A 23,196-nucleotide genomic window follows, 5' to 3' on the forward strand; every position below is an offset into this window, starting at 1 on the left:
GGGGGTTCTGTCACGTCCATGGACGTGACAGAACCCCCGTCCCCGCTGTCACCCCCGCCCCATTAATTCTTCGCGTGAAATACAAACACGCGCGCGTGTTCGGGTGATACCCTATACTAGTTGTGCCAAATGGCCCTGATGCCTTGCAAAACGTAGTCCGAGGAGAGACGTCTCGCATGAACCTGAATCCGGCAATCGTTATTCCCACGTACTGGTGTGGGCGCAGGTCAACGCATTCGATTAATCGCGGTGTCGTGTACGACCACATGACTCCAATCGATCAGCCGGGTGAGCTGCCCCGTTGCCTTGAGTCGCTGCGTCACGTCGTCGGCGTCGATCGCATCATCTTGCTTGTCGCAGCCGAGCCGGGCGTCGAGAACCAGGCGTCCGAGCGCGTGCGTGCCATCACCGATCATTTCATGGATCTCAACATCGTGGTCATCGGTGATGCCGAGATGCGCCTCATCCACCGCCGTTTCGAGCAGGTCGGCGTGGGCGAGTACAAGGGCGCGGCCTGTCTCACGGGCTACGGCGCCATCCGCAACCTCGGTCTCATCGTTGCCTCGATTTTCGGCCACGATACGGTCGTGTTCATCGATGACGACGAGGTCATTCCCAATGCGGATTTCCTCGAGCGCGCGATGCATGGCATTGCCTGCAAGACTCCGACGGGATCGATTATCACGGCCAAGACGGGCTTCTTCTACGATAGCTACGATAGCCCCAAGGCTCCCGAGGACGTGCCCTGGTACGATCGCTTCTGGAACAAGGCAGCCGATTTCAACGATTACATCGACGGTGCGTTGAGGGGCCCGCGCCTGAGCCGGTCCAACGTATGCTGCGGCGGCTGCATGGTGCTGCACGCAGATTCGTATGGCAGCATCGCCTTCGACCCGTGGATTGCCCGCGGCGAGGATCTCGACTACCTCATCAACGCACGCATGTACGGCAATGACGTCTGGTTCGACAACCAGTTCAGCTTGCTGCACCTCCCGCCCGAGGGCTCGCAACACTCAAGCCGCTTCGAGCAGGATGTCTATCGCTGGTTCTACGAGGTGCGTAAGATCGAGTTTGCCAAGACGCAGATCGACCTCATGCAAATCACACCTTCGACGCTCGACCCCTACCCTGGCCCGTGGCTCGACCCGTCCATTCATCGCCGTGCGCGCTTTACCGCGTATCTGCGCGCCATCGGCCATAAGGAGCATGCCGAGTACTTCCGCATTGGCAACAAGACCATCAAGAATGCCGGCGAGTTTGCGCGCGAGAACTGCGCCAACTATTTCGAGCTGCAGCATCAGTGGCCCAACATCGTACGCGCCATGTGGTCCAATTCGGCGCTTGCCACGCAGCTTGGCACGAGCGGCCTGCAGAGTTCGTCCGCAAGTTATACGAGCCGCTTCTCAGCAGTTACGGCCGAGCAAGAGTAAGTACCTGCGCACGGAAGAGGCAAAGCGATGGACGTGCAAAAAGTAGCAGGCTACACCATGCTCATCGTGTGCTATATCGTTTTCAGCCTCTTTGCGATCATGGGCATCGTCTTCTACGACGATGTTTCGCCGTGGGTGGCGCTTGTCGCCAGCATCGCCATGTTCGTGCTCACGATTATCGGGCTGCGCTCGGCGGGCTCTTCCGACCACGCCCGCGCTCGGCAGTCCAACCAGACGCTCGACCTCGCGAGCAAGACGGTCACCTTCATGCGTCAGGGTCTCGATGCCGATTCCGCCCAGGCGGTATGTGAGTTGCTGCTACCGGCAGCCACGGCCGATGCCGTCGCCATCACCAACCGCGAGCGTGTCTTGGGCTTTTCGGGCCTCGACCGCGAGAATCACCTGCCCAACTCGCCCATCCAGACGATGAGCACGTACATGACGCTCGAGGATGGCATCACGCGCGTCCTCGAGACCTCGGGGGCCGTGGGCTTCAGCCGCGAATCGGGCAAGCTCAAGGCGGGTATCGTCGTCGCGCTTATCGTCAACAAGCGCATCGTCGGTGCGCTCAAGTTCTACTATCGCTATCCTCATAGCCTGGGCGAGAACCAGAAGGCCATCGCAGAGGGCTTTGCCCAGCTGCTCTCCACGCAGCTCTCGCTTTCCTATCTGCAGCAGCAGACCGAGCTTGCTGCGCGCATGGAACTCAAGGCCATGCAGGCGCAGATCAACCCGCATTTCCTCTTCAACACCCTCAACACCATCGCCTCGGTTACGCGAACCGACCCCGTCAAGGCGCGCGTCATGTTGCGCGAATTCGCGACCTACTATCGCCGCATGCTCGAGAACTCCGAGGACTTCATTCCCCTGGCCAAGGAGGTCGAGCAGACCGAGCGTTACCTTATGTTTCAGAACGCGCGTTTTGGCGACGACGCTATCACGCTGCATGTCGACATCGAGCCTGGTCTCGAAATGCTCAAGATGCCGTCGTTCATGTTGCAACCTCTTGTCGAGAACGCCGTCGGCCATGGTCGGCGCGATGACGGAACGCCTCTCAACATCACCATCAAGGCATACCGCACGTCAGATAGCGTCACGATCTCGGTATCCGATGACGGCGTGGGCATAGAGCCCGAGCGTCTCGAGAACCTTCTCGACCGCGAGTCGGAGACGGGCATGGGCATCGCGCTCAAGAACGTCAACGCGCGCCTCAAGGCTTTCTTTGGCGCGATATCCGGCCTCTACATCGATTCGGAGTACGGGAAGGGCACGACTGTGTACCTCAACCTATACGATGCCCTCGTTGACCAGAGTATCGACATCAGCGACGATGAGGTCGGCGGCAACTCTGCCCCCGCGCTCGAATCGTCTGCTCTCAAAGCTTCAGCCGAGGCCCATGATTTGCAGGATATTATCTAGCCCATGTATTATTCGCACGCGTACATCGTTTGATGTTAGAATCAAGGGAACGATGCACAAAGGAGACACTCTATGCTCAAAGCCATAATTGTTGATGACGAAGCATCCGCGCGCTCTGATCTGCGCTTTCTTCTTGATGAAACCGGCGAAGTCGAAGTTGCCGCCGAGGCGACCAACGTGCGCGAGGCCATCGAGCAGCTTAAGGAGGTCGGCGCCGACATCATATTCCTCGACGTGAACATGCCAGGCGTTGACGGCCTGCAGCTTGCAGAAGCCTTAAACGAGCTCAAGTATCCGCCCTACATCATTTTCGTGACCGCGTACAGCGAGTTTGCCGTCAAGGCGTTCGAGGTAAACGCGACCGATTACCTGGTAAAGCCGGTTGAGACCGATCGCCTCATACAGGCAATCAGCAAGGTCAAGCAGCTCATCACCGCGCAGGGCCGCTCTACCACCAACGAGCGCATCCCCGTCGAGAAGGGCGGCAAGAAGCTGCTCATTCCCGCCAGCAAGATTCACTTCATCATGGCGAAGGACGACTACTCCTACCTGCACACCGAGAACGACCGCTATCTCTCGACGGTCTCGCTTGCCCAGCTCGAGGCCAAGCTCGAGCCGCTCGGTTTCTTCCGCGTACACCGTCGTTACCTTGTGAACCTCGCATGCGTGAACGAGGTCGATCCTGTCAGCGGTGGCACCTTGTTGCTCACGCTCAGCGGCGAGGACGAGCAGATTCCCGTATCGCGCCGACGCGTCTCCTCTCTCAAGAAGGCGCTCGGTCTGTAATTCTTCAAGTGGGACAAATGGACAGGTCATTTGTCCCACTTTTTTGCACTGACAGTGAGACACATTGGACAGGTACATCTGTCTCATTCCACAAGAGGAGCGACTACATGGCTGAGCAGATTACGTATAAGGATGCCGGCGTCGACATTGACGAGGGCGCCCGCGCCGTCGATGCGATTCGCGCGAGCGTGAAGTCGACGTATCGTCCCGAGGTCATCGGCGATATCGGCGGATTCGGCGGTCTGTTCTCTGCCGCTGCGCTCAAAGAGATGGATGATCCCATTCTCGTGAGCGGCACGGATGGTGTTGGCACCAAGCTCGCCCTAGCGCAGATGGCCGGCAAGCACGATACCGTCGGCATAGACTTGGTCGCCATGTGCGTCAACGACGTTCTGGCTTGTGGCGCGGAGCCGCTGTTTTTCCTCGACTACGTCGCTATCGGCAAGCTGAGGAGCGAGCACATCGCGCAGGTGGTGGGCGGCATCGCAGAGGGCTGCCGTCAGGCGGGCTGTGCGCTCATCGGCGGCGAGATGGCGGAGCATCCCGGCGTCATGGATCCTGACGATTACGATCTCTCGGGCTTCTGCGTAGGCGTGGTCGATCGTCCCAAGATGCTCAACCCCGCTGACGTCACCGAGGGTGACGTCATTCTGGGCCTTGCCTCGACGGGCATTCACTCCAACGGCTTTTCGCTCGTACGTCGCGCCGTCACCGAGGTCATGGGCATCGACGAGCTTACGGTCGAGCGTGACAAGCTCGATGGCGTATCCGTGCTCGACGCTCTGCTCGCTCCGACGCGCATCTACGTCAAGTCCATCCTGGAGCTGCGCCGTGCGGTGCCCCAGATTCACGCCGTTGCGCACATTACCGGCGGCGGCATCACCGAAAACCTCAACCGTGCTCTCAACGACCATGTGGACGCGCAGGTTGACGAGGGCACGTGGACGCAGCCGCCCATCATCGACTTCGTGGTCGAGAAGGCGGGTCTGTCTCGCACCGAGGCGCTCAAGACCTTCAACTGCGGTATCGGCATGTGCGTGATTTGTCCGCCCGAGGTGGAGGAGGCCGCAATTAAGCAGCTTAAGTCCACCGGCGAGAAGGTCTTCAAGATCGGGACGATAATCCCCGGCGATGGGAAGGTCGTGTATCGTGGCTAAGGAACCCATGAAGCTCGCCGTATTCATCTCGGGTACGGGCACGAACATGGTCGCCATCCACAACGCCATCAAGGCCGGCGAGCTGGACGCCACCATCGAGCTCATCGTCTCTTCGAACGATCACGCCAAGGGTATTCAGTACGCTCAAAACGAGGGGCTTGACCTGCTGGTTTTCACGCCTGCCGACTATGATGACCCCGAGGCGGTCGATGCGAGGATCGTCGAGGCCCTTAATGAGCGCGACATTGATTACGTCGCGATGGCCGGCTACATGCGCAAGGTCACGCCCGTGCTGCTCGATGCGTACCCCAATCGCGTCGTCAACCTCCATCCGGCATTGCTGCCGGCGCATCGAGGCGCCCACGCTATTCAGGATGCCTTCGAAGCGGGTGATGAGGTGACGGGAATCACCATTCATTTTGCGAACGAGGAGTACGACAAGGGCCCAATTATCTTCCAACAGGAGGTCCCCGTGCTGCCTGACGACACGCTCGATGACCTCGAGACGCGCATTCATGCGGCCGAGCATGAATACTATCCCCAGGTCTTGCAGCGGATAGCCCAGGGCGAAGTCCAGGTCTGATTTCAGTCCGAATTCACTCGGAGACATGTCGGATTTCACTCGGAAAAAATCCGGTGATTCGACCATAAACGTTCGGCGATTTTGACAGATTCGCGGTGCATCATCTTTCCCGGAAAGCCGAGGTGGAAGGAGGTGCTCACCATGAACCGAACCAACGGCCCACTCACAAGCAAGCTTAGACGAGCGCGTCACGGCGTCCGCATTACGCGAGGCTCGAGTTCCTCCTCACTCGCTCACGCACGCGTGGCTCGTATCGTCTGCGCCCTATCCCTTGTCTCCCTATGCATCGTGTTCATGGCGCAGCCGGCCCTCGCAGCGACTTGGCCCATATCCACCTCGGCGCTTTCCGCAACGCTCGCGTTTCATCAGTCCTATTCGGCCGGGAGTAATAGCTATGTACATAGCGGCATCGACATACCCGCGTCTGCCGGTTTGCAGATAATCTCACCGCTTGCTGGGACGGTACGTTTTACCGGCGCCGTACCGTCCGGCGACTCACGAACGGGCGGCACGTCATCAGACAAGACGATGAACGCCGTTTCCATAGAGCTCAGCGACGGCCGCACCGTTACCCTCATGCCCTTTGCATCCATAGATGTACGGGAAGGCCAGACAGTTGCGGAAGGAGCTCCTCTCGGTACCCTGGCCGCATCGGGTGACGTCTCGACGTCTGCAACGCACCTGCACATGGGCTACAAGCAGGGCTCACGCTATCTTGACCCGATGTTGCTCTTCGGTATGGCAGGCGATGCACCAGGCGGCGCTGCGGCAGCGCAGTCAGCTGCAGAGGTGCTCGACGCGAGTGCGTCCATGCCCCTGGCGAGCGCCGAGGCAGCGCCCTCTGTTGGCGAGTCCGCAAGCCCCTCTGCACATCTCGAGCAGCCTGGCATCATCAGCGTACCCGAAGAATCGACCATCACGAGCAGCGAGTCCTTTGGGGCGATCGAGACGGGCGATTACGAGCTCACGCCGCAGGACGCTCCTGCACCAGCAGGCTTTCTCGTGGATGCGCTCGGCTGGCTCGGCGATGCATGCACGGGTCAGTTCGTGGGGATGGTAGAGGCGCTCTTCGGCGTCTCGTGCAGCAAGGAAATGGCCCTCGCTGTTCTGTTTGCGGCAATGGGCGCGCTCCTCCTCGCATGTGTTGCCTGTGTCAGGCGCCACCGGTCACAGCTGCAGAATCGTTTGCATACCTGGAAAGATTCCTTGTCATTGCCCGATGGAGGTGGTAGCATGCAAAAGTTATTTCCTGCTTCGGGCGCAGCCTTCATGTCCCGAAGCCGCATAGCCCAGAGGAGGTGACCACATGAAGGCTTACGAACTGCTGTTTTTTGTCGACCCGTCTATCGACGAGGAGACGCGCCTTGCAACGAGCAAGCGTATCGATACCGCGATTACCGAGCAAGGCGGCAAGGTGAGCAACGTTGAGGATTGGGGTAAGCGCAAGCTTGCGTACGAGATCAACGGTCTTGCCGAAGGCGATTACACTCTCATCGATTTCGAGGCTGATCCCACTGCAATTGCAGAGCTCGACCGCGTGCTCCACATCATGGACGCTGTCCAGCGTTACATGATCACGCGTCGCAACGGTGAGGCAGCTTCGGTTGAGAGCGCGTAAAGCACGGCTTTTGCGCTCGGCTGAAAGGAACGATTTAACATGAGCATCAACAGGGTAATGATTTCTGGCAATCTCACGCGTGATGCCGAGCTGAGGACCACTCCTTCGGGGACGTCCATCCTGAGCTTCGGCGTTGCGGTCAACGATCGTCGTCGCAACGCGAACGGTGAGTGGGAAGACTACGCGAATTTCATCGATTGTACGATGTTCGGTCGTCGTGCCGAGGCGCTTGCACAGTACCTCACCAAGGGCGTCAAGGTGGCCATTGAAGGTAGGCTGCACTACAGCTCCTGGGAGGATCGCAATTCTGGCCAGCGAAGGAGCAAGGTCGACGTGACCGTCGACGAGCTCGAGTTCATGTCATCGCGCAACGGTGGCGGCCAGGGTGGCTATGATGCAGGCGGCAATTACGGCGGCGGCAACAACTACGGTGGCCAGAATGCCGGCGGCAACTATGGCAACCAGTCCTATCAGCAACCGCAGGGGAACGTCGTCCCGGAGCCTCCGACTCCGAGTGCCTATGACGACAGCGACATTCCCTTCTAGACACTATCGCATTCAAGAATCAGTGAGGAGGAACCATGGCTGATTACGCTCGCGCACCGCGTCGCAAGTATTGCCCCTTCTGCAAGGACAAGGTCGAGTTCATCGACTACAAGGACGCTCAGACGCTGCGCCGCTACATCACCGATCGTGGCAAGATCAAGTCCCGCCGCGTGACGGGTGTGTGCACCCAGCATCAGCATGAGCTCGCGACCGCTATCAAGCGTGCTCGTGAGATGGCTCTGCTGCCCTACACCGTGAAGATCGTTTCCGGTAGCGGTGGCCGCAGGAATCGCTAGTGCATCTTCATGCACGAACTGGTCGGGCGTCATAGCGACGCTTGGTCAGGCCCGCATTCGGGCAATGAGGCGCGTACATATATGTAAGCAGTCCTGCGCCATAGCGGGACATAGAGAAGGTTAGAAACATGAAAGTTATTCTGCTGAAGGAACTCAAGGGCCGTGGTGGCGAGGGCGACGTCGTGGATGTCGCTCAGGGTTACGCGGTGAACTACCTGCTTCCGCAGGGCATCGCAATTGAGGCCACCAAGGGCGAGCTCAAGCAGCTCGAGCAGCGTCGCCACAACATCGAGAAGCGCGAGCTTGCTCGTACCACCGACGCAAACGTGCTCAAGAACGCCCTCGACGGCAAGACCGTCAAGGTTTACGCCCGCGTCGGTGAGGAGGGCCAGCTCTTCGGCTCCATCACGACCGCCATGCTTGCCGAGGCCATTCTCGAGCAGCTCGGCGTTACGGTCGATCGCAAGAAGATCGATCTGGGCAAGGCCATCAAGACGGCTGGCAAGCACGAGTTCACCGTTTCGGTGTACCGCGACATCAAGGCTACGCTCGAGGTCAACGTCGTGAGCGATGACGACTCGATCGAGATCGTCGAGACGATTGAGGAGCGCCTGGAAGACGAGCCCGAGCTTCCCGCTGGCGACGAAGAGGTCGTCGAGGAGACCGAGGCTGTTGCCGAGGTTGCCGAAGACGCCGAGTAATCTCACGCGGCATAGGTTTTGCACGAGGGGCGGGTCGTAGGCTCGCCCTTTGTTTTTCGAGAGATGTAGCGAGTGGAAAGGCATATCATGCGGGTCGGGACACAAGACGTCGATGCCATCATCTTCGACTTCGATGGCACGCTTGCAGACTCCATGTGGGTCTGGGATGAGGTCGACCGCATGTTTCTCGCCAAGCGCGGCATCCCCTTTACCGATGAGTTCGGCGAGATGATCGCCGTACTTGGGTTCGAGCTTGGGGCAGACTTCGCCATCGAGCATTTCGGGCTCGACGAGCAGCCCGAGGACATCATCGAGGAGTGGAAGTCCGCGGCCGAGGAAGGCTATGCGACGCAGGTCATGCTCAAGCCCGGTGCATTCGAGTATCTGCAGCGCTGCAAGGAGGCCGGCATACCCCTGGCTATTGCGACCTCCCTGCAACGTCATCTGCTCGAGCCAGCGCTTGCGAACAATGGCGTGCTCGATTTGTTCGACACCATCTGCGTATGCGATGAGCTGAAATGCGGAGGCAAGTCCAATCCGGTCGTTTACCTCGAGGCGGCACGCCAGTTGGGCGTTCCTGCCGAGCGTTGCGCCATCTTCGAGGATGTTGTCACGGCTGCCAAGTCCGCCAAAGAGACGGGTGCCTACGTCGTCGGTGTCTACGATGAGCACAAGCAGCAGGCTACCGACGAGCTCAGGAAGACGGTCGATTTCTTCATCACGGACTATGCGGAGCTTCTTGGCGAGGAATCACAGCCCTCGCATCACCAGGGCGAGTAAGACGAGAGACGAGGACGGGTCATGAAGGGTGCGCATAGCGTCAAGCGGACAGACAGGCCCAGGGCGGCTCGCAAGGGGCGCGGCAAGGTCGTCGCCATCGTCATCTGCGTCATTCTCGTGCTTGCACTTGCGGGTGGCGTCATCTTTCTCTTCGCTACGGGCAAGGTCGAACTGCCAGGTTTTGCATCGCAGCAGGCATCGAGCCCGGCATCCTCCTCGAGTAGCAATGCATCTTCGCCATCGTCCGAATCATCGCAAGGGTCCGATGCATCTGGCTCTGCCGAGGCTACCGAGAGCGGTTCGTCGTCTGCGGCTACGGTACCCGCATCGCAGGTCTATACCAATGCGGTCTTCGGCTATCAGCTCGATGTGCCCGAGGGCTTCGTGCTCGGCTCCGAGGTCGATAACGGTGCCGGCGTGATTCTCACCAACAGCAAACTGCGCATGACGGCGAATGTGACCGGCTACAATAACGTTGACAATCTCGACGCCGATGCAATCATGAACTCCCTGTGGAATGGCAGCGAGGATAGCATCGCACGCGCCGAGGGCAATCGCGTCATCATCTATCAGTACGACGACGAGTACGAATACTTCTATTGGGTCAATATCGGCCCTGGGTCCATCAACCAGATGGAGATTAGATATCCCTTGCAGGACGACAATCGCGACGAGCTCGATGCAGCGCAGTCGCTCATGCAGGGTTTTATCCCTGGCGATCTCAACATCGCACACTAGTCGTCCGCGCGAACAAATACAAATCTTTCCTTGACACTCCTTTTCATTTGCTGTTTACTTCACAATCATCAAAAGTTCGTTTGAATGTTTGAGCGTTTGAATGTTTTGTCGAAAAGGGGAGTCATGAGCGACGCGGCGGTATGCAAGGACGATCACTGTCATTGTCATGGACACGATCATGATCATGGGCAGAGCCATGGTCATGACCACGTGCATGATGACGGTCACTGCCACTGCCATGACGAGGGTGGCGGATGGGAGGTCACCCTCAGGCTCATCGTGGTGACCGCCTGCATTTACGTGGCGGGTCTCGTGGCCAACTTCGTCAACCCTCTCGGCATCATGGACATTACCTGGGTCAAGTATGTGGTCTTCCTCGTCCCCTATCTGATGGTTGGATTGCCCGTCCTCATCGGTGCCGCCAAGGGCATCGCTCGCCGCGAGCTGCTCGACGAGCAGTTTCTCATGGCGGTGGCCACCATCGCGGCATTTACGATTGGCGAGGCGGCGGAAGCCGTCGCCGTCATGCTGTTCTACCAGGTGGGCGAGTGGTTCCAAGACCGGGCGGTCGATAACTCGCGCAAGTCGATCTCATCTCTCGTCGAGATCAAGGCAACGTATGCAAACGTCGAGGAGGCCGGCGTCATCAAGCGCGTCGATCCGGAGGATGTCGAGGTGGGCGATATCATCGTCGTCACCGCCGGTGAGCGCGTGCCGCTCGATGGAATCATCGTGAAGGGGGCGAGCGAGCTCGACACCTCGGCGCTCACGGGCGAGTCGATGCCAAGCTTCCTCGAACCAGGCCAGGAAGTGCTCTCCGGCTTTGTCAACGGGACGAACACGCTACACGTGCGCGTGACACGGCCCTTCGAGGATTCCGCCGTTTCGCGCGTGCTCGACATGGTGACCAATGCAGCCTCCAAGAAGGCGAAGACCGAGGCCTTCGTCCGCCGTTTCGCCCGTGTCTACACGCCCATCGTCGTGGGCGCGGCGCTTTTGCTCGCCGTCGTTCCGCCGCTTGTGCTCGGGCCCGCCAATCCAGCCGTATGGGCTGACTTCATCGAGCGCGCCTGCGTCTTCCTTGTCATCTCGTGCCCCTGTGCGCTGGTTATCTCGGTGCCTTTGAGCTTCTATTGCGGCATAGGCAGCCTTTCCCGTCGAGGCGTGCTCGCAAAAGGCGGCAACTATCTCGAGCAGCTCGCCCGGGTCGAGACCGTCGTCTTCGACAAGACCGGCACGCTCACGCAGGGAAAGTTTCACGTCGAGGCGATCACTCCGGTCGAAGGCGTCACGCCCGAGCGTCTGCTGGGGCTTGCCGCCCATGTGGAGCAGCGCTCGACGCATCCGATCGCGCAGTCCATCTGCGACGCGTATGCCGAGCGCCTCGGCATACCTCCGACCTTGAACCTGCCCGAGCACAGTGACGAGGTTGTCGAGACGCCGGGCCATGGCCTGTGCGCCGAGTGCGTGGAGGGTCGCATCTGCGTCGGCAACGACAAGCTCATGGACCGCGAGGGCATCGTCTGGACGAGCTCTGATCAGCCCGGAACCGTCATTCACGTCGCGCTCGACGGGACCTACCTGGGATACCTGGTGGTTTCCGACGAGATCAAACCCCAGGCTCGCGAGGCCATCGAGGGGCTCAAGGCCCTCGGCGTGCGCGATACGGTCATGCTCACGGGCGACAAGGAACCCGTCGCCCAGCGCATCGCCTCGAAGCTCGGAATTGACCGCTTCTTCGCGCAATTGTTGCCGGGTGACAAGGTCGCCAAGGTCGAGGAGCTTCTGGTACAGAATGTTGCCGGCTCTAAGGAGACGCTCGCGTTTGTGGGAGACGGCATCAACGATGCTCCGGCGCTTGCCCGTGCCGATGTCGGCATTGCCATGGGGGCCATGGGCTCAGACGCGGCTATCGAGGCAGCCGACATCGTGCTCATGGACGATAATCCCGCACGCATTGCCGATGCGGTGAAGCTCTCGCGCAAGACGGTTGTCAACGCGCGGGAGAACGTGGTGTTCGCCATTGCCGTGAAGTTCGCGGTCTTCGTGCTCGGTGCCCTCGGCATCGCCAACATGTGGATGGCCGTTTTCGCCGATACCGGTGTCGCTATGCTCTGCGTCCTCAACGCCATGCGCCTCCTGCGCACAAAATGAGGCAGCTGTCATTTCGACCGAAGGCGCGAGATCTCTCCATTCCGCGGCCTTGCGGCCGCTCCAGTCGAGATGACAATCACGGTCATTTCGAGCGAAGCGGCGGGTCTCTCTTGTCATTTCGACCGGAGGCGCGTAGCGCCGTAGTGTGTGTCATGGGGTCTGACCCCCTGACACATCGTATCGGGTACAATACTCGCATCCGATAATGCGGGAGGCATCCGATGGCTGCCCAAGCGGCTGACAAGCAAAATGACGAACTCATGACCGACCTGGCCGGTCTCTTCAAGATGTTCTCCGACCCCACGCGCGTGAAGATTCTCAACATTCTGCTCGATGGAGAAAAATGCGTGGGCGATGTTGCTGCCCAGATGAACATGAGCGCCGCCGCCGTGAGCCATCATCTGCGCATGTTGCGCCAGGGCAATCTCGTCATCGACCATCGCCAGGGCAAGGAAGTCTTCTACTCGCTGGCTGACGACCATGTCGTGTCGATTCTCTCGCTCGGCATGGAGCACGTGACCGAGTAGGCCGCACCTCGGCAGGAACCATGAACCTCACCCGACGTCGATTTCTCGAAGCATGCGGCCTTGTGGCAGCCAGCATCTGCGGTGTTGCGGCTACGGGCTGTTCGTCCCCAAGGCCAGCGCCTCCCACATTTCCCGAGCGTGACCTCGCACGGCTTCTCATCGACGAGATGACTGCGGAGGAAAAAGCCGCGCAGCTCTTCATCGTGACGCCTGAGCAGATCAGCGGGACGGAGCTCTCTCTGGGAGTTGACGACGCCTTTCGCGAGGGTTTGCAGGCGCACCCCGTCTGCGGCCTCACCTACTTCGACGGCAACATCGTCGATCCTGCGCAGACCAGCACGATGCTTTCCGACACGCAAGCCATAGCAAGCGAGCTTGGCATGATGCCGCCGTTCCTTTGCGTTGACGAGGAAGGCGGAACAGTCCAGCGCATCGGCGGCAAACCGGGGTTCGACTCGCCATTCATCGGCGATGCTCGTGATATCGGCGCGACCGGCGACGTGGCCGTGGCCCGCGAGACCGCGCGCACCATCGCCATCGCCCTGCGCGACCTTGGCTTTAACGTCGACTTCGCTCCCTCATGCGATGTCGCCACGAGCGAGTCCAGCAACATGCGGCGCCGCTCGTTTGGTGCCGAGGCATCTCTCGTGGGTCGCATGGCCGCAGCGCAGATCGAGGCCTTCGAAGACGAGGGGATCCTGTGTTGCGCCAAGCACTTTCCCGGCATCGGAGATCCGGAGAACGATAGCCATGCGAGCTCGATTTACTCCAACAAGACGCGTGAGGAGCTCGCGGTGCAGCTTGCGCCTTTCGTGGCGGCCATCGTGGCGGGCGTCCCCATGGTGATGGTGGGGCATCTATCGCTTCCGCAAATCACGGGCAGTGCCATTCCGGCCTCGATTTCGCCGGACATCGTGCAGGGGATACTTCGTGACGAGATTGGTTACGATGGTGTCGTGACGACGGACTCGCTCGGAATGGGCGCGCTGCTCGAGTTCTGCTCGCCGGGCGACGTGGGTGTCGCAGCCATCGAGGCCGGCTGCGACATCGCGCTCATGCCATCCGAATTCGATGCCGCCTATGTAGGGCTGGTGGATGCCATCAAGAGCGGGCGCATTCCCGTGGAGCGCATCGACCAGTCGCTCATGCGCATTCTCACGCTCAAGCTCAAGAGCTTCCCGGAGCTTTTTGACGAGACGATTCAAGAAGAACTTGCGAAAACCCGCTAAGCGCGATTATTCGCGCTATCATGAAGTCCTCGACATTCTTATCAAGAAAGGACGAATCATGGATTCCAAGGTATACGAACTCATCAACGATCAGATCAACAAGGAGCTGTACTCGGCGTACCTGTACCTCTCCTTCGCAGACTACTATGCGGACGAGGGCCTCGATGGCTACGAGAACTGGTACCTCATCCAGGCGGCCGAGGAGCGCGATCATGCCCTCATCTTCCGCAAGTACCTCCTCGATAACGACTGCAAGGTCGAGCTCAAGGCCATTGACCAGCCGGACAAGACCTTCAAGAACCATCTCGAGCCGCTTGAGGCCGGCCTCGAGCATGAGCGCTACGTCACGAGCCTCATCAACGACATCTACGCCGCCGCCAAGGAGGTCAACGACTTCCGTACGATGAAGTTCCTCGATTGGTTCATCGACGAGCAACTCGAGGAGGAGGTCAACGCGACCGACATGGTCACGAAGATGAAGCTCTTCGGTTCGGACGCCAAGTCGCTCTACGAGCTCGACCAGGAGTATCTGGCGCGCACGTACAGCACGCCCTCCCCGCTTGCCGCGGAGTAGACGGGCAGGCTGGCTGCCAAGAAAAGTCCGCGTAGACCCCTAAATGGGTCTATACAAGATAAAAGCGACATCTTTCGCCGAAATGGTTCGCCGCAGACTCATTTTTTGGGTCTGCGGCGTCGTTTTTCGTCAGCAGGATGTGCGTTGCCTAGCGCTTGTACACGTCGCTTCGATGTCCTGACGAGGATGTGCGGTTGGGGTGCGTGTGTCACGATGGCCTGGCGAAGATGGACGCCTAGGCACGTGCGTTGCGCGGGCCTGACGAGCATGGACGCTTGGGGCACATTTCCTGCGTTACGCTGGCAAGAAACGCCGGTTGCGGCACGTAGAATGTGCCACAACCGTGAGTTTTTGTCGCATATGGCCTGAATTGACGCGTTATGGCTCAGTGCATGTGCCACAAACGCAAATTCCTGTCACCCGCTCCTTCTGCATGTGCCACAAATGCAGATCTTCGTCAGCTGCTCTCCCGCATGCGCCACAAACGAAACTCTCTGCCGCTTCTCCATGCCATCAACCAAGCATCTGCATCATGGCCGTGCTGTATGCGCCCCACATATCGAAGTGGGCACTCCACTTGCAGCCTTCAACCCCGAAAAACCTTGCGGGGGGGGGGCGGTCGCAGGCACCATCCGGTCAGGCAAATACATCGTGAAGAGATGAGTTCCTAGTTCTGGGAGGTCAGCCATGATCAAGAGACAGTCCATGGAAATCCTACGCAAGCTCGCTGCGTGTGCCTTTGCGTTTGCGCTTGTCACGAGCCTTATGCCAGCGGCAGCGTTTGCCAATCCGGCAGAGCCGCAGGTACAGCCTGCGGAGGAGGTGACCGACCCGGTCGACCCGACGCCCGGTCCCATTGCCGAGGGTACGTTTGAAGGGGGAAATTGCACATGGTCGATTGGCGCTAATGGTGAGCTTTCCATCGAGGCGCCGGAATCCGGCACGGGCACGCTCGGGAATGTCTACGCGGCCCCCTGGCAAGAGTATGCAGCCGATATCAAGTACGTCTTCTTTGGCCCTGGCATCACAAGCGGCCAAGGGCTGCACAGGTTGTTCGCGAACTGCACCTCACTCGTGTTCGTGAACTTCTCTGATTTCGACACGTCACAGGCAACCGACATGAGCTCGATGTTCGAGGGTTGCACGGCGCTGCCGGCCGTGAACATCGCCGGTCTCAATACGCAAAGCGCCACGAACATGCAGAATATGTTCAAAGACTGCACGGCTTTGAGAAGCCTCACCATCGCCGGCATCAACACTGCCAGTGTCAAAGACATGCAGAGTATGTTTGCCGGCTGCTCGGCACTCAAGACGCTTGACCTTACGGGCATCAATACCCAAAGTGCCACGAACATGCAGTCCATGTTTGCTGGCTGCGCCGCGCTCACCTCCCTCGACCTTTCCGGGCTCACGATGACCAATGTCACGGCGATGAAGGATATGTTCGCTGGTTGCACCTCCCTCGCGACACTCGACCTGCCGACGCTTGATGTTGAGGGCGTCACGGATATGAGTGGTATCTTCTCGGGATGCGCATCTCTCAAGAATCTTGATTTCACGGGTGCCACCACCACGGGCGCAACAACCATGGTTCGCATGTTCGAAGATTGTGCCGCGCTCACCACTCTCGACCTTTCGAGCTTCAACACGGCAAACGTGACGGACATGGGCAACATGTTTGCCGGCTGCGCTGCGCTCGAGACGCTTGATATATCAGGAGTCAGCACCTCCAAAGTTACAAGCATGAGTTCCCTGTTCGCCAATGACGAGGCTCTTGCCAAGATTACACTTGGCGCTGGATTTGCCTTTGATGAGGCAGACGAGACGTGCTGGTTGCCTGCGGGAAGCTGGAGTGCGAAGTCCATTGCAGACGCCGACGAGAATGCTGATTCGTCGTTTACGGCACGGCAAATTGCGATGGATCGCAATAATGTTGCTGACACCTACACGCGCGAGATGATGCTCACAAGTGCCGAGCTTAGTGAAACCTCCTTTGTATACAACGGTATCAAGCAGGTGCCGGATGTTGTTGTAATGAGCGGCGATAGAACCCTGATTGAAGGAACCGACTATGAGGTTATCCCTCCAGAGGATTGCACCAATGCGGGCGAGAAAGCAGTAGCCATCGTAAGCAAGGGTGCATATAGTGGCGGATGGACTGGCGATAACGTTCCCAAGTACACCATCACCCCTGCTACCGTCACCGAACTCACTCTCGACACTGACGAGCTCACGTACGATGGTGCTGAGAAGGTTCCCGGTATGACCGTCAAGGCGGGCGAGCTCGTGCTCGACTCGGAGACCGACTTCGACGTTGCCACGCCGGACGACATCACCAACATCGGCACGAAGACCGTGACAATCACCGCAAAGGGCAACTTCGAGGGTACGCTCGAGGCCACCTACAAGGTCCTTCCCGCGGCTATCACCGCCATCGAGCTTTCTGCCGACAAGTTCACCTACGATGGCGCCGACAAGACGCCTGCCATCACGGTCAAGGCGGGCGACAAGACGCTCGTTGCCGGCACCGACTACGAGCTGACGCTTCCCACCGATCGCGTCATTGTCGGTACCAAGACCATCAAAGCCACCGCCAAGGGCAACTACACGGGTGAGGTTGCGGCCAGCTACGAGATTGCTCCCGCCACCATCAACAAGGTGGAGCTCTCTGCCACCAAATTCACCTACGATGGCAAGGATAAGACCCCAACCGTGACTGTGAAGTGCGGCGACAAGACGCTCACGGCCGGTACCGACTATGACGTGACGCTGCCGAGCGACCGCGTGAAGGTCGGCAAGAAGACCGTCAAAGTCACCGGTAAGGGCAATTACGCGGGCACGCTCGAGGCCAACTATGAGATCGTCGAGGCTCCCAAGCCCGACACGCCGGATACCCCGGACAATCCCGATAATCCGGATAACCCCGACACCCCCGATACGCCCGACACACCGGATAATCCCGATAAGCCCGCGCAGGTAGAGTCCACTGCCATGTATCGTCTCTACAATCCCAATTCTGGCGAGCACTTCTTCACGGCCAGCACGGTCGAGCGCCAGCATCTGATCAACGTGGGTTGGAACGATGAGGGCCAGGGCTGGACAGCGCCCAAGACCGGCGACGCGGTCTATCGTCTCTACAACCCAAACGCGGGCGAGCACCACTACACGCTCTCGACCGTCGAGCGCGATAGCCTCATCGCTGCCGGTTGGAACGACGAGGGAATCGGCTGGTATTCCGATCCCAATCACGCGGTGCCGCTGTATCGCGTCTACAATCCCAATGAGTTCGCGAACAACCACCACTACACCACAAACGACTTCGAGCGTGGCTATCTGGTTGCCCTTGGCTGGTTTGGCGAGGGTATCGCTTGGTACGGCATCGGCTAGCTGATTGCATGAACATAGGTCAGGGGGCCTGACCCCTTGACACGCGCCGGTCGCTTCGGGGCCGCCTTCGGGTGGCCCCGTTTTGTCGAGGAGCAGTGAAGGGCAGATGACGGTTTTGTGACAGGGCCGCCTTCGCAGGCGCTCTACCTTGCGCCTTTATCCGTTCGGGCAAATATCCCCTGGAAGCAAGCGTCTTCGTCCGTACAATAGTGCCGGAATAGGCATGCGCCTTAGCTTTCGTACGCCCTCGAGCATTTTTCGGAGGATCAGACATGACCATGAAACGAAGCATTTCGCTCCTGCAAAAGGTAGCTGCACTCGCGTTCTCGCTTGCGCTTGTCGCCGCGCTCGTTCCAGCGGCTGCCTTGGCAACCACGATGAGTCCGCAGGCTGCCGTCGTTGCCAGTGGCATGAGTGGTGACTGTGAATGGGAGATCGATGATGAGGGCAAGCTCACCATCCGCCCCGGTGCTGCAGGTGGCAAGCTTGGCAATAGCTTTGGCGACGAAAGCTGGAGGGCTCCCCAGTATGCCTATAGGGTCACCTCTGCTGTCATTGAGCCGGGCGTGAAAGCCGGCACCAACGTCAATGACATGTTCAATTGGTGCGAGAACATGGTCTCGGTTGACCTTACGGGCCTTGATACCGCCAGCGCTACTTCCATCCGCGGCATGTTCTACTATTGCAAGTCGCTCAAATCGGTGAGCCTGCTTGGCCGTCATACCGAGAATGCGACTGATATGGGCTCCCTGTTCTACGGATGCGAAAATCTCGAGGAGGTCAACCTCACTGGCGTCAACACCGCCAAGGTGACAAACATGAGCGGCATGTTCTATGGCTGCTCCTCGCTCAAGACGCTTAACCTCTCCAGTTTCGATACCTCCAATGTCACGAACATGAGCGTGATGTTCCAGGGTTGCGAGTCTCTTACGGGCCTCGATCTCTCCAACTTCAAGACGGGCAAGCTCAAGAACGCGCAGTCCATGTTCGATGGCTGCAGTTCGCTTAAGTCCCTCGACCTCTCGAACTTCGACACGTCCAAGGTCGATTCCATGGACAATTTCTTCAACGATTGCACCGAGATTGACCGCATCACTCTCGGTCCCAAGTTCGAGTTTGTTGGTGATAGCAAGCTTCCCAACGCCGACTGGCTCTCGTCCGAGACCGGCGACTCTGTTTCCTCTGACGGTATGACCGCTGGCGATGGTCCCATCACCTTCGTCAAGGACAAGGGCGACAACCCGGGCGTGACCCCTCCCGTCATCAAGGAAGAGGACAAGCCCGAGCCGTGGGACCCCGGCTCCTCCGACGGCATGGAGATCAAGACCGACATCGACCCCGATGACCTTGTGTGCGTGAAGGTGGACGGCAAGGTCGTCGACAAGGAAAACTATACGGTGGACGAGGAGACCGGCGCCATCGTCCTCAAGCCCGAATATCTCGAGAAGCTCGGTGGCGGCGATCACTCCATCGATTTCGTGACATCAAACGGCACGGCATCCACCGAGTTCAAGGTCACGGGCGATTCCAAACCCGCGAATCCTGACGATCCGGGCAATTCGGATGATCCGAACAATCCGAGCAACGGCAACAATGGCGGTACCACCTACGGTCACCTGATGCTGCGCCTCTACAATCCCAACTCTGGTGAGCACTTCTTCACCGTGAGCCCCGTCGAGCGCGATAATCTCGTCTGGGAGGGCTGGCGTGACGAGGGCATTGGCTGGGTTGCGCCCACAACGGGTAGCCCTGTCTACCGTCTCTACAATCCCATTGCCGGTGAGCACCACTACACGCTTGCATCTGCCGAGCGCGACATGCTCGTGGATGCTGGCTGGAATTACGAAGGTGTGGGCTGGTATTCAGATGCGGATCAGAAGATCCCCCTGTACCGCCTTTACAACCCGTACGAGTACGCGAACAACCATCACTACACGACAAGCGAGGTTGAGCGCGATCACCTCATCAGCGTCGGTTGGCGCGACGAGGGCGTCGGCTGGCACGGCGTCAGCAAGTAGGATGACGAGCGGGAGGAATGGAGTGAACGACCCCTTGTCATTTCGAGCGGAGCGAACGAAGTGAGCGGAGTCGAGAAATCTCGGCCGCAAGATCGAGATCTCTCCACTACGGCGCTACGCGCCTTCGGTCGAGATGACAGGGCAGACGCCCCACGGCCGCTTCGGTCGAGATGACAGGCAGACGCCCTTGCGGCGCCTTCGGTCGAGATGGCGGGGCAGGCGCAGACATATGAAGGGAAACAGCTGATGACGAACACGATAACGCTAACTAAACGCATCGCGAGCGCCATCATGGCGCTTGTCCTGGCCATTGCTTTTACCCCCATCTTTGCCTCGACCGCGCAAGCTGCTGAGATCGCGCACGGCACAAGCGGCGGCTGCACGTGGGTCATCGACGGCGATGGCACGCTCACCGTGCGTCCCACGTCGGGCAAGAGCGGCACGCTTGCCGATCTCGAGGGCACCTCGCCGTGGCGCGAACATGCCGATAGCATCGTCGCCGCGCGCATCATGCCCGGTGTCTCGGGCGATAAGAGCCTCGATGGTCTGTTTGCTGGCTGCAAGAAGCTGCGCACGGTTGACCTGTCGGGCTTGAGCACCTCGGGCGTGCAGGGGATGAACAGCATGTTCGCCGAATGCTCCGCTCTCACGAGCATCGATCTTGCCGGACTCGACACGTCCTCGGCCACTGCCATGATCGACATGTTCGATGGCTGCTCCGCGCTTACCGCGCTCGATGTCTCGCGGTTCAACACCATGCGTGTGACGAGCATGAAGGGTATGTTCAGGGGTTGTTCATCGCTTAGCGCCATCAACGTGAAGAACTTCGACACCTTCAATGTCACTGACATGTCCGACATGTTCGTGAACTGCTCGAAGATTTCGTCGCTCGACACGTCGAACTTCGATACGTCAAGCGTGAAGAACATGCAGCGCATGTTTTCGGGCACGATGGTCGAGAGTCTTGACCTTTCGCATTTTGACATCTCGAACCTCACGGATATGTGGGGCATGTTCTTTGGCTGCACCTCGCTCAAGACCCTCGACCTTTCGAGCTTCGACACGTCCGATGTGACGAGCATGGGCTATCTCTTCGAAGACTGTGGCGCGCTTGACCGCGTGAGGTTGGGGGCGAACTTCGCATTCATCGACGAATCCTGCGAACTGCCCCAGGCAACCTGGCTCTCGTCGACCGCGGGTAGGTCCTACACCTCGCAGCAAATTGCCACCGAGCGCAACAACGTTGCCGACACCTACACCAGAAGCAAGGCCGACTACCCCGGTCCCAGCATCGTGAGCGGCGCCGAAACCGTCTGGGCCAAGGGCTCGAAGGTGGGTGCGCTGTTCCGCTCGAGCGCCGCGGTCGAGGACTTCGTCTGCGTGAAGGTCGACAACAGCGTCGTGAACTCGGAGAACTACGATCTGAGTGGCAACCAGACCAATGTCACGCTCAAGCCGGAGTTTCTCGAGGGTCTTTCCCTCGGCGAGCATTCCATCGACATCCTGTCCGCGACGGGCACGGCAAGCACCAAGTTCACGATTTCCAACGACCCGTCGTTGCTGGAGCCCGTCAACATGTATCGCCTCTACAATCCCAATAGCGGCGAGCATTTCTACACCGCAAGCGAGTACGAGCGTGATCACCTTGTCTCGGTGGGGTGGACTTACGAGCGGATCGGATGGATCGCCCCCAAGGGGGGGCTCCCCGGTCTACCGTCTCTACAATCCGAATGCGGGCGAGCATCACTACACCATGGATGCCGGTGAGCGTGACGTGCTCGTGTCGCTTGGTTGGAACGACGAGGGCATTGGCTGGCGCACGGCCGGTACGATTCCGCTGTATCGCCAGTACAACCCCAATGCCTACGCCAACAACCACAACTACACGACGAGCGAGGTCGAGCGCGATCACCTGCTTGGCCTTGGCTGGCAAGACGAAGGCATCGGTTGGTACGGCATCGGCGAGTAGCTACTGTCATTTCGAGCGGAGAAGAGATCTCTCCACTCCGCGGTCTGACGACCGCTTCGGTCGAGATGACAATGATAGCCCTTGTCATTTCGAGCGGAGCGAAGCGGAGTCGAGAAATCTCGACCGCCGCAAGAAGTAGGAAAGGACGACGATGGCAAACGTAAAGACAATAACGCGGACGTTCGCGCGGGCTGCGCTGGCCCTTGTGTTGGCAATCGGCCTCATGCCGGTCGCGATGTTCGCGAGCATCCCTTCGCAGGCCTATGCGATGCAGGCTATGGAGGCCACTCCGATTACAGAAGCCTATATCGAGCCCATTGCTCCCCAGACGTATACGGGTGAGCAGATCACACCCAAACCCAAGGTCATGTACGGCGGCAAGACGCTCGTCGAGGGCACGGACTACACGCTTGAGTATGGCCGTAACCTGGGTGAGGGTACCGCCCATATCTACGTAAATGGCATCGGTGCCTATACGGGCAGAAAGATCGTCACGTTCGACATCATCCAGGCGCAAATCACCTCGATCTCACTGAGCGAGACGCGCTATTTCTACGATGGCAAGCGCAAGACGCCTGTCGTGACCGTCAAGTGCGGTGACAAGGTGCTCGAAAATGGCCAGGACTACATTGTCGTGGGCATGCAAAACCAGGACCTGAGCAGCGTCGGCGTCCACACGCTGACGGTCAAGGGCACGGCAAACTACGCCGGCGTCTTGACCGCTGATTTCGAGATTCTCGCTCCCCTCGAGGACGAGGATTCGGGCATCAAGAGCCCCGCGAATGATGATTCCAAGCCGACGGACCCCGAGGACGAGGGCCAGCTCATGTATCGCCTCTACAACCCCAACAGTGGCGAGCACTTCTACACGCTCTCGACCGTCGAGCGCGACAATCTCATTAGCGTGGGTTGGAACGATGAGGGCACGGGCTGGAAGGCCCCGTCATCGGGCGATGCGGTCTATCGTCTCTACAACTCCTATGCTGGTGAGCACCACTACACGCTCTCGACCGTGGAGCGTGATAGCCTCGTCGCGGCGGGTTGGAGTGACGAGGGCATCGGCTGGTATTCCGACACCGCCTACAGTGTGCCCCTCTACCGCCTCTACAATCCCAACGAGTACGCCAACAATCATCACTACACGACGAGCGAGGTCGAGCGCGACTTCCTATTGAATGAGGGTTGGGACAACGAAGGCATTAGTTGGTACGGACTGGAGTAGCCGTCATTTCGAGCGGAGCGAGTGAAGCGGGTGACCATGTCATTTCGAGCGGAGCGAACGAA

21 protein-coding genes are annotated in these 23,196 nt (G+C 59.1%); all 21 read left to right on the plus strand.

All coding sequences use genetic code 11. The features are described from left to right. The first annotated feature begins 176 nt into the window (after positions 1–176). Positions 177–1,430, plus strand: coding sequence for a hypothetical protein (locus DBY20_05900; GenBank protein ID PWL78401.1), 1,254 nt, complete (start codon positions 177–179; stop codon positions 1,428–1,430). 27 nt (positions 1,431–1,457) lie between these two features. Then, complete coding sequence (locus DBY20_05905; GenBank protein PWL78402.1) at positions 1,458–2,849, plus strand: sensor histidine kinase; 1,392 nt, start codon at positions 1,458–1,460, stop codon at positions 2,847–2,849. A gap of 72 nt (positions 2,850–2,921) precedes the next feature. Beyond that, positions 2,922–3,635: a DNA-binding response regulator gene (locus tag DBY20_05910; GenBank protein ID PWL78403.1), complete on the plus strand. Its 714-nt coding sequence runs from the start codon at positions 2,922–2,924 to the stop codon at positions 3,633–3,635. Positions 3,636–3,742: 107 nt separating this feature from the next. Continuing rightward, a complete protein-coding gene (locus tag DBY20_05915; GenBank protein PWL78404.1) occupies positions 3,743–4,792 on the plus strand; it encodes a phosphoribosylformylglycinamidine cyclo-ligase in 1,050 nt (349 codons plus the stop codon). Further along, the gene (purN, locus tag DBY20_05920) at positions 4,767–5,375 is read left to right on the plus strand and encodes a phosphoribosylglycinamide formyltransferase (protein ID PWL78405.1); all 609 of its coding nucleotides are present in this window, start codon (positions 4,767–4,769) and stop codon (positions 5,373–5,375) included. Before DBY20_05915 ends, purN begins: the two co-directional genes overlap by 26 nt. Positions 5,376–5,516: 141 nt before the next feature. After that, positions 5,517–6,677, plus strand: coding sequence for a hypothetical protein (locus tag DBY20_05925; GenBank protein ID PWL78406.1), 1,161 nt, complete (start codon positions 5,517–5,519; stop codon positions 6,675–6,677). Positions 6,678–6,681: 4 nt separating this feature from the next. Continuing rightward, the gene (gene rpsF, locus DBY20_05930; protein ID PWL78407.1) at positions 6,682–6,993 is read left to right on the plus strand and encodes a 30S ribosomal protein S6; all 312 of its coding nucleotides are present in this window, start codon (positions 6,682–6,684) and stop codon (positions 6,991–6,993) included. Positions 6,994–7,032: 39 nt separating this feature from the next. Further along, positions 7,033–7,539 carry a single-stranded DNA-binding protein gene (locus tag DBY20_05935; GenBank protein PWL78408.1) on the plus strand — a complete coding sequence of 169 codons (507 nt, stop codon included), beginning with the start codon at positions 7,033–7,035 and terminating at the stop codon, positions 7,537–7,539. 35 nt (positions 7,540–7,574) lie between these two features. Then, positions 7,575–7,835, plus strand: coding sequence for a 30S ribosomal protein S18 (rpsR, locus tag DBY20_05940; protein PWL78409.1), 261 nt, complete (start codon positions 7,575–7,577; stop codon positions 7,833–7,835). A 128-nt stretch (positions 7,836–7,963) separates the two neighbouring features. Continuing rightward, the gene (locus DBY20_05945; GenBank protein ID PWL78410.1) at positions 7,964–8,536 is read left to right on the plus strand and encodes a 50S ribosomal protein L9; all 573 of its coding nucleotides are present in this window, start codon (positions 7,964–7,966) and stop codon (positions 8,534–8,536) included. Positions 8,537–8,623: 87 nt separating this feature from the next. Further along, the gene (locus tag DBY20_05950) at positions 8,624–9,316 is read left to right on the plus strand and encodes an HAD family phosphatase (protein ID PWL78411.1); all 693 of its coding nucleotides are present in this window, start codon (positions 8,624–8,626) and stop codon (positions 9,314–9,316) included. 21 nt (positions 9,317–9,337) lie between these two features. Next, on the plus strand, positions 9,338–10,054 hold the full coding sequence (locus DBY20_05955; GenBank protein ID PWL78412.1) for a hypothetical protein: 717 nt from the start codon (positions 9,338–9,340) through the stop codon (positions 10,052–10,054). Between the two features lie 123 nt (positions 10,055–10,177). Further along, positions 10,178–12,208, plus strand: a complete 2,031-nt coding sequence (locus DBY20_05960) for a heavy metal translocating P-type ATPase (GenBank protein PWL78413.1) — start codon at positions 10,178–10,180, stop codon at positions 12,206–12,208. Between the two features lie 221 nt (positions 12,209–12,429). Further along, positions 12,430–12,735, plus strand: coding sequence for a transcriptional regulator (locus DBY20_05965; GenBank protein ID PWL78414.1), 306 nt, complete (start codon positions 12,430–12,432; stop codon positions 12,733–12,735). Positions 12,736–12,755: 20 nt separating this feature from the next. After that, the gene (locus DBY20_05970) at positions 12,756–13,964 is read left to right on the plus strand and encodes a glycosyl hydrolase (GenBank protein PWL78415.1); all 1,209 of its coding nucleotides are present in this window, start codon (positions 12,756–12,758) and stop codon (positions 13,962–13,964) included. Positions 13,965–14,022: 58 nt separating this feature from the next. Further along, positions 14,023–14,538: a ferritin gene (locus tag DBY20_05975; protein ID PWL78416.1), complete on the plus strand. Its 516-nt coding sequence runs from the start codon at positions 14,023–14,025 to the stop codon at positions 14,536–14,538. A gap of 687 nt (positions 14,539–15,225) precedes the next feature. Continuing rightward, positions 15,226–17,925, plus strand: a complete 2,700-nt coding sequence (locus DBY20_05980) for a hypothetical protein (GenBank protein ID PWL78417.1) — start codon at positions 15,226–15,228, stop codon at positions 17,923–17,925. Positions 17,926–18,197: 272 nt separating this feature from the next. Next, the gene (locus DBY20_05985; GenBank protein PWL78418.1) at positions 18,198–19,943 is read left to right on the plus strand and encodes a hypothetical protein; all 1,746 of its coding nucleotides are present in this window, start codon (positions 18,198–18,200) and stop codon (positions 19,941–19,943) included. A 207-nt stretch (positions 19,944–20,150) separates the two neighbouring features. Beyond that, the gene (locus tag DBY20_05990; protein ID PWL78419.1) at positions 20,151–21,710 is read left to right on the plus strand and encodes a hypothetical protein; all 1,560 of its coding nucleotides are present in this window, start codon (positions 20,151–20,153) and stop codon (positions 21,708–21,710) included. Beyond that, entirely contained in the window at positions 21,697–21,912 is a 216-nt protein-coding gene (locus DBY20_05995; GenBank protein ID PWL78420.1) for a hypothetical protein, read from the plus strand. Before DBY20_05990 ends, DBY20_05995 begins: the two co-directional genes overlap by 14 nt. A 151-nt stretch (positions 21,913–22,063) precedes the next feature. Beyond that, positions 22,064–23,134, plus strand: a complete 1,071-nt coding sequence (locus tag DBY20_06000) for a hypothetical protein (protein ID PWL78421.1) — start codon at positions 22,064–22,066, stop codon at positions 23,132–23,134. The last annotated feature ends 62 nt before the right edge of the window (positions 23,135–23,196 follow it).

Source organism: Coriobacteriia bacterium, assembly GCA_003149935.1.
Classification (GTDB): Bacteria; Actinomycetota; Coriobacteriia; order Coriobacteriales; family QAMH01; genus QAMH01.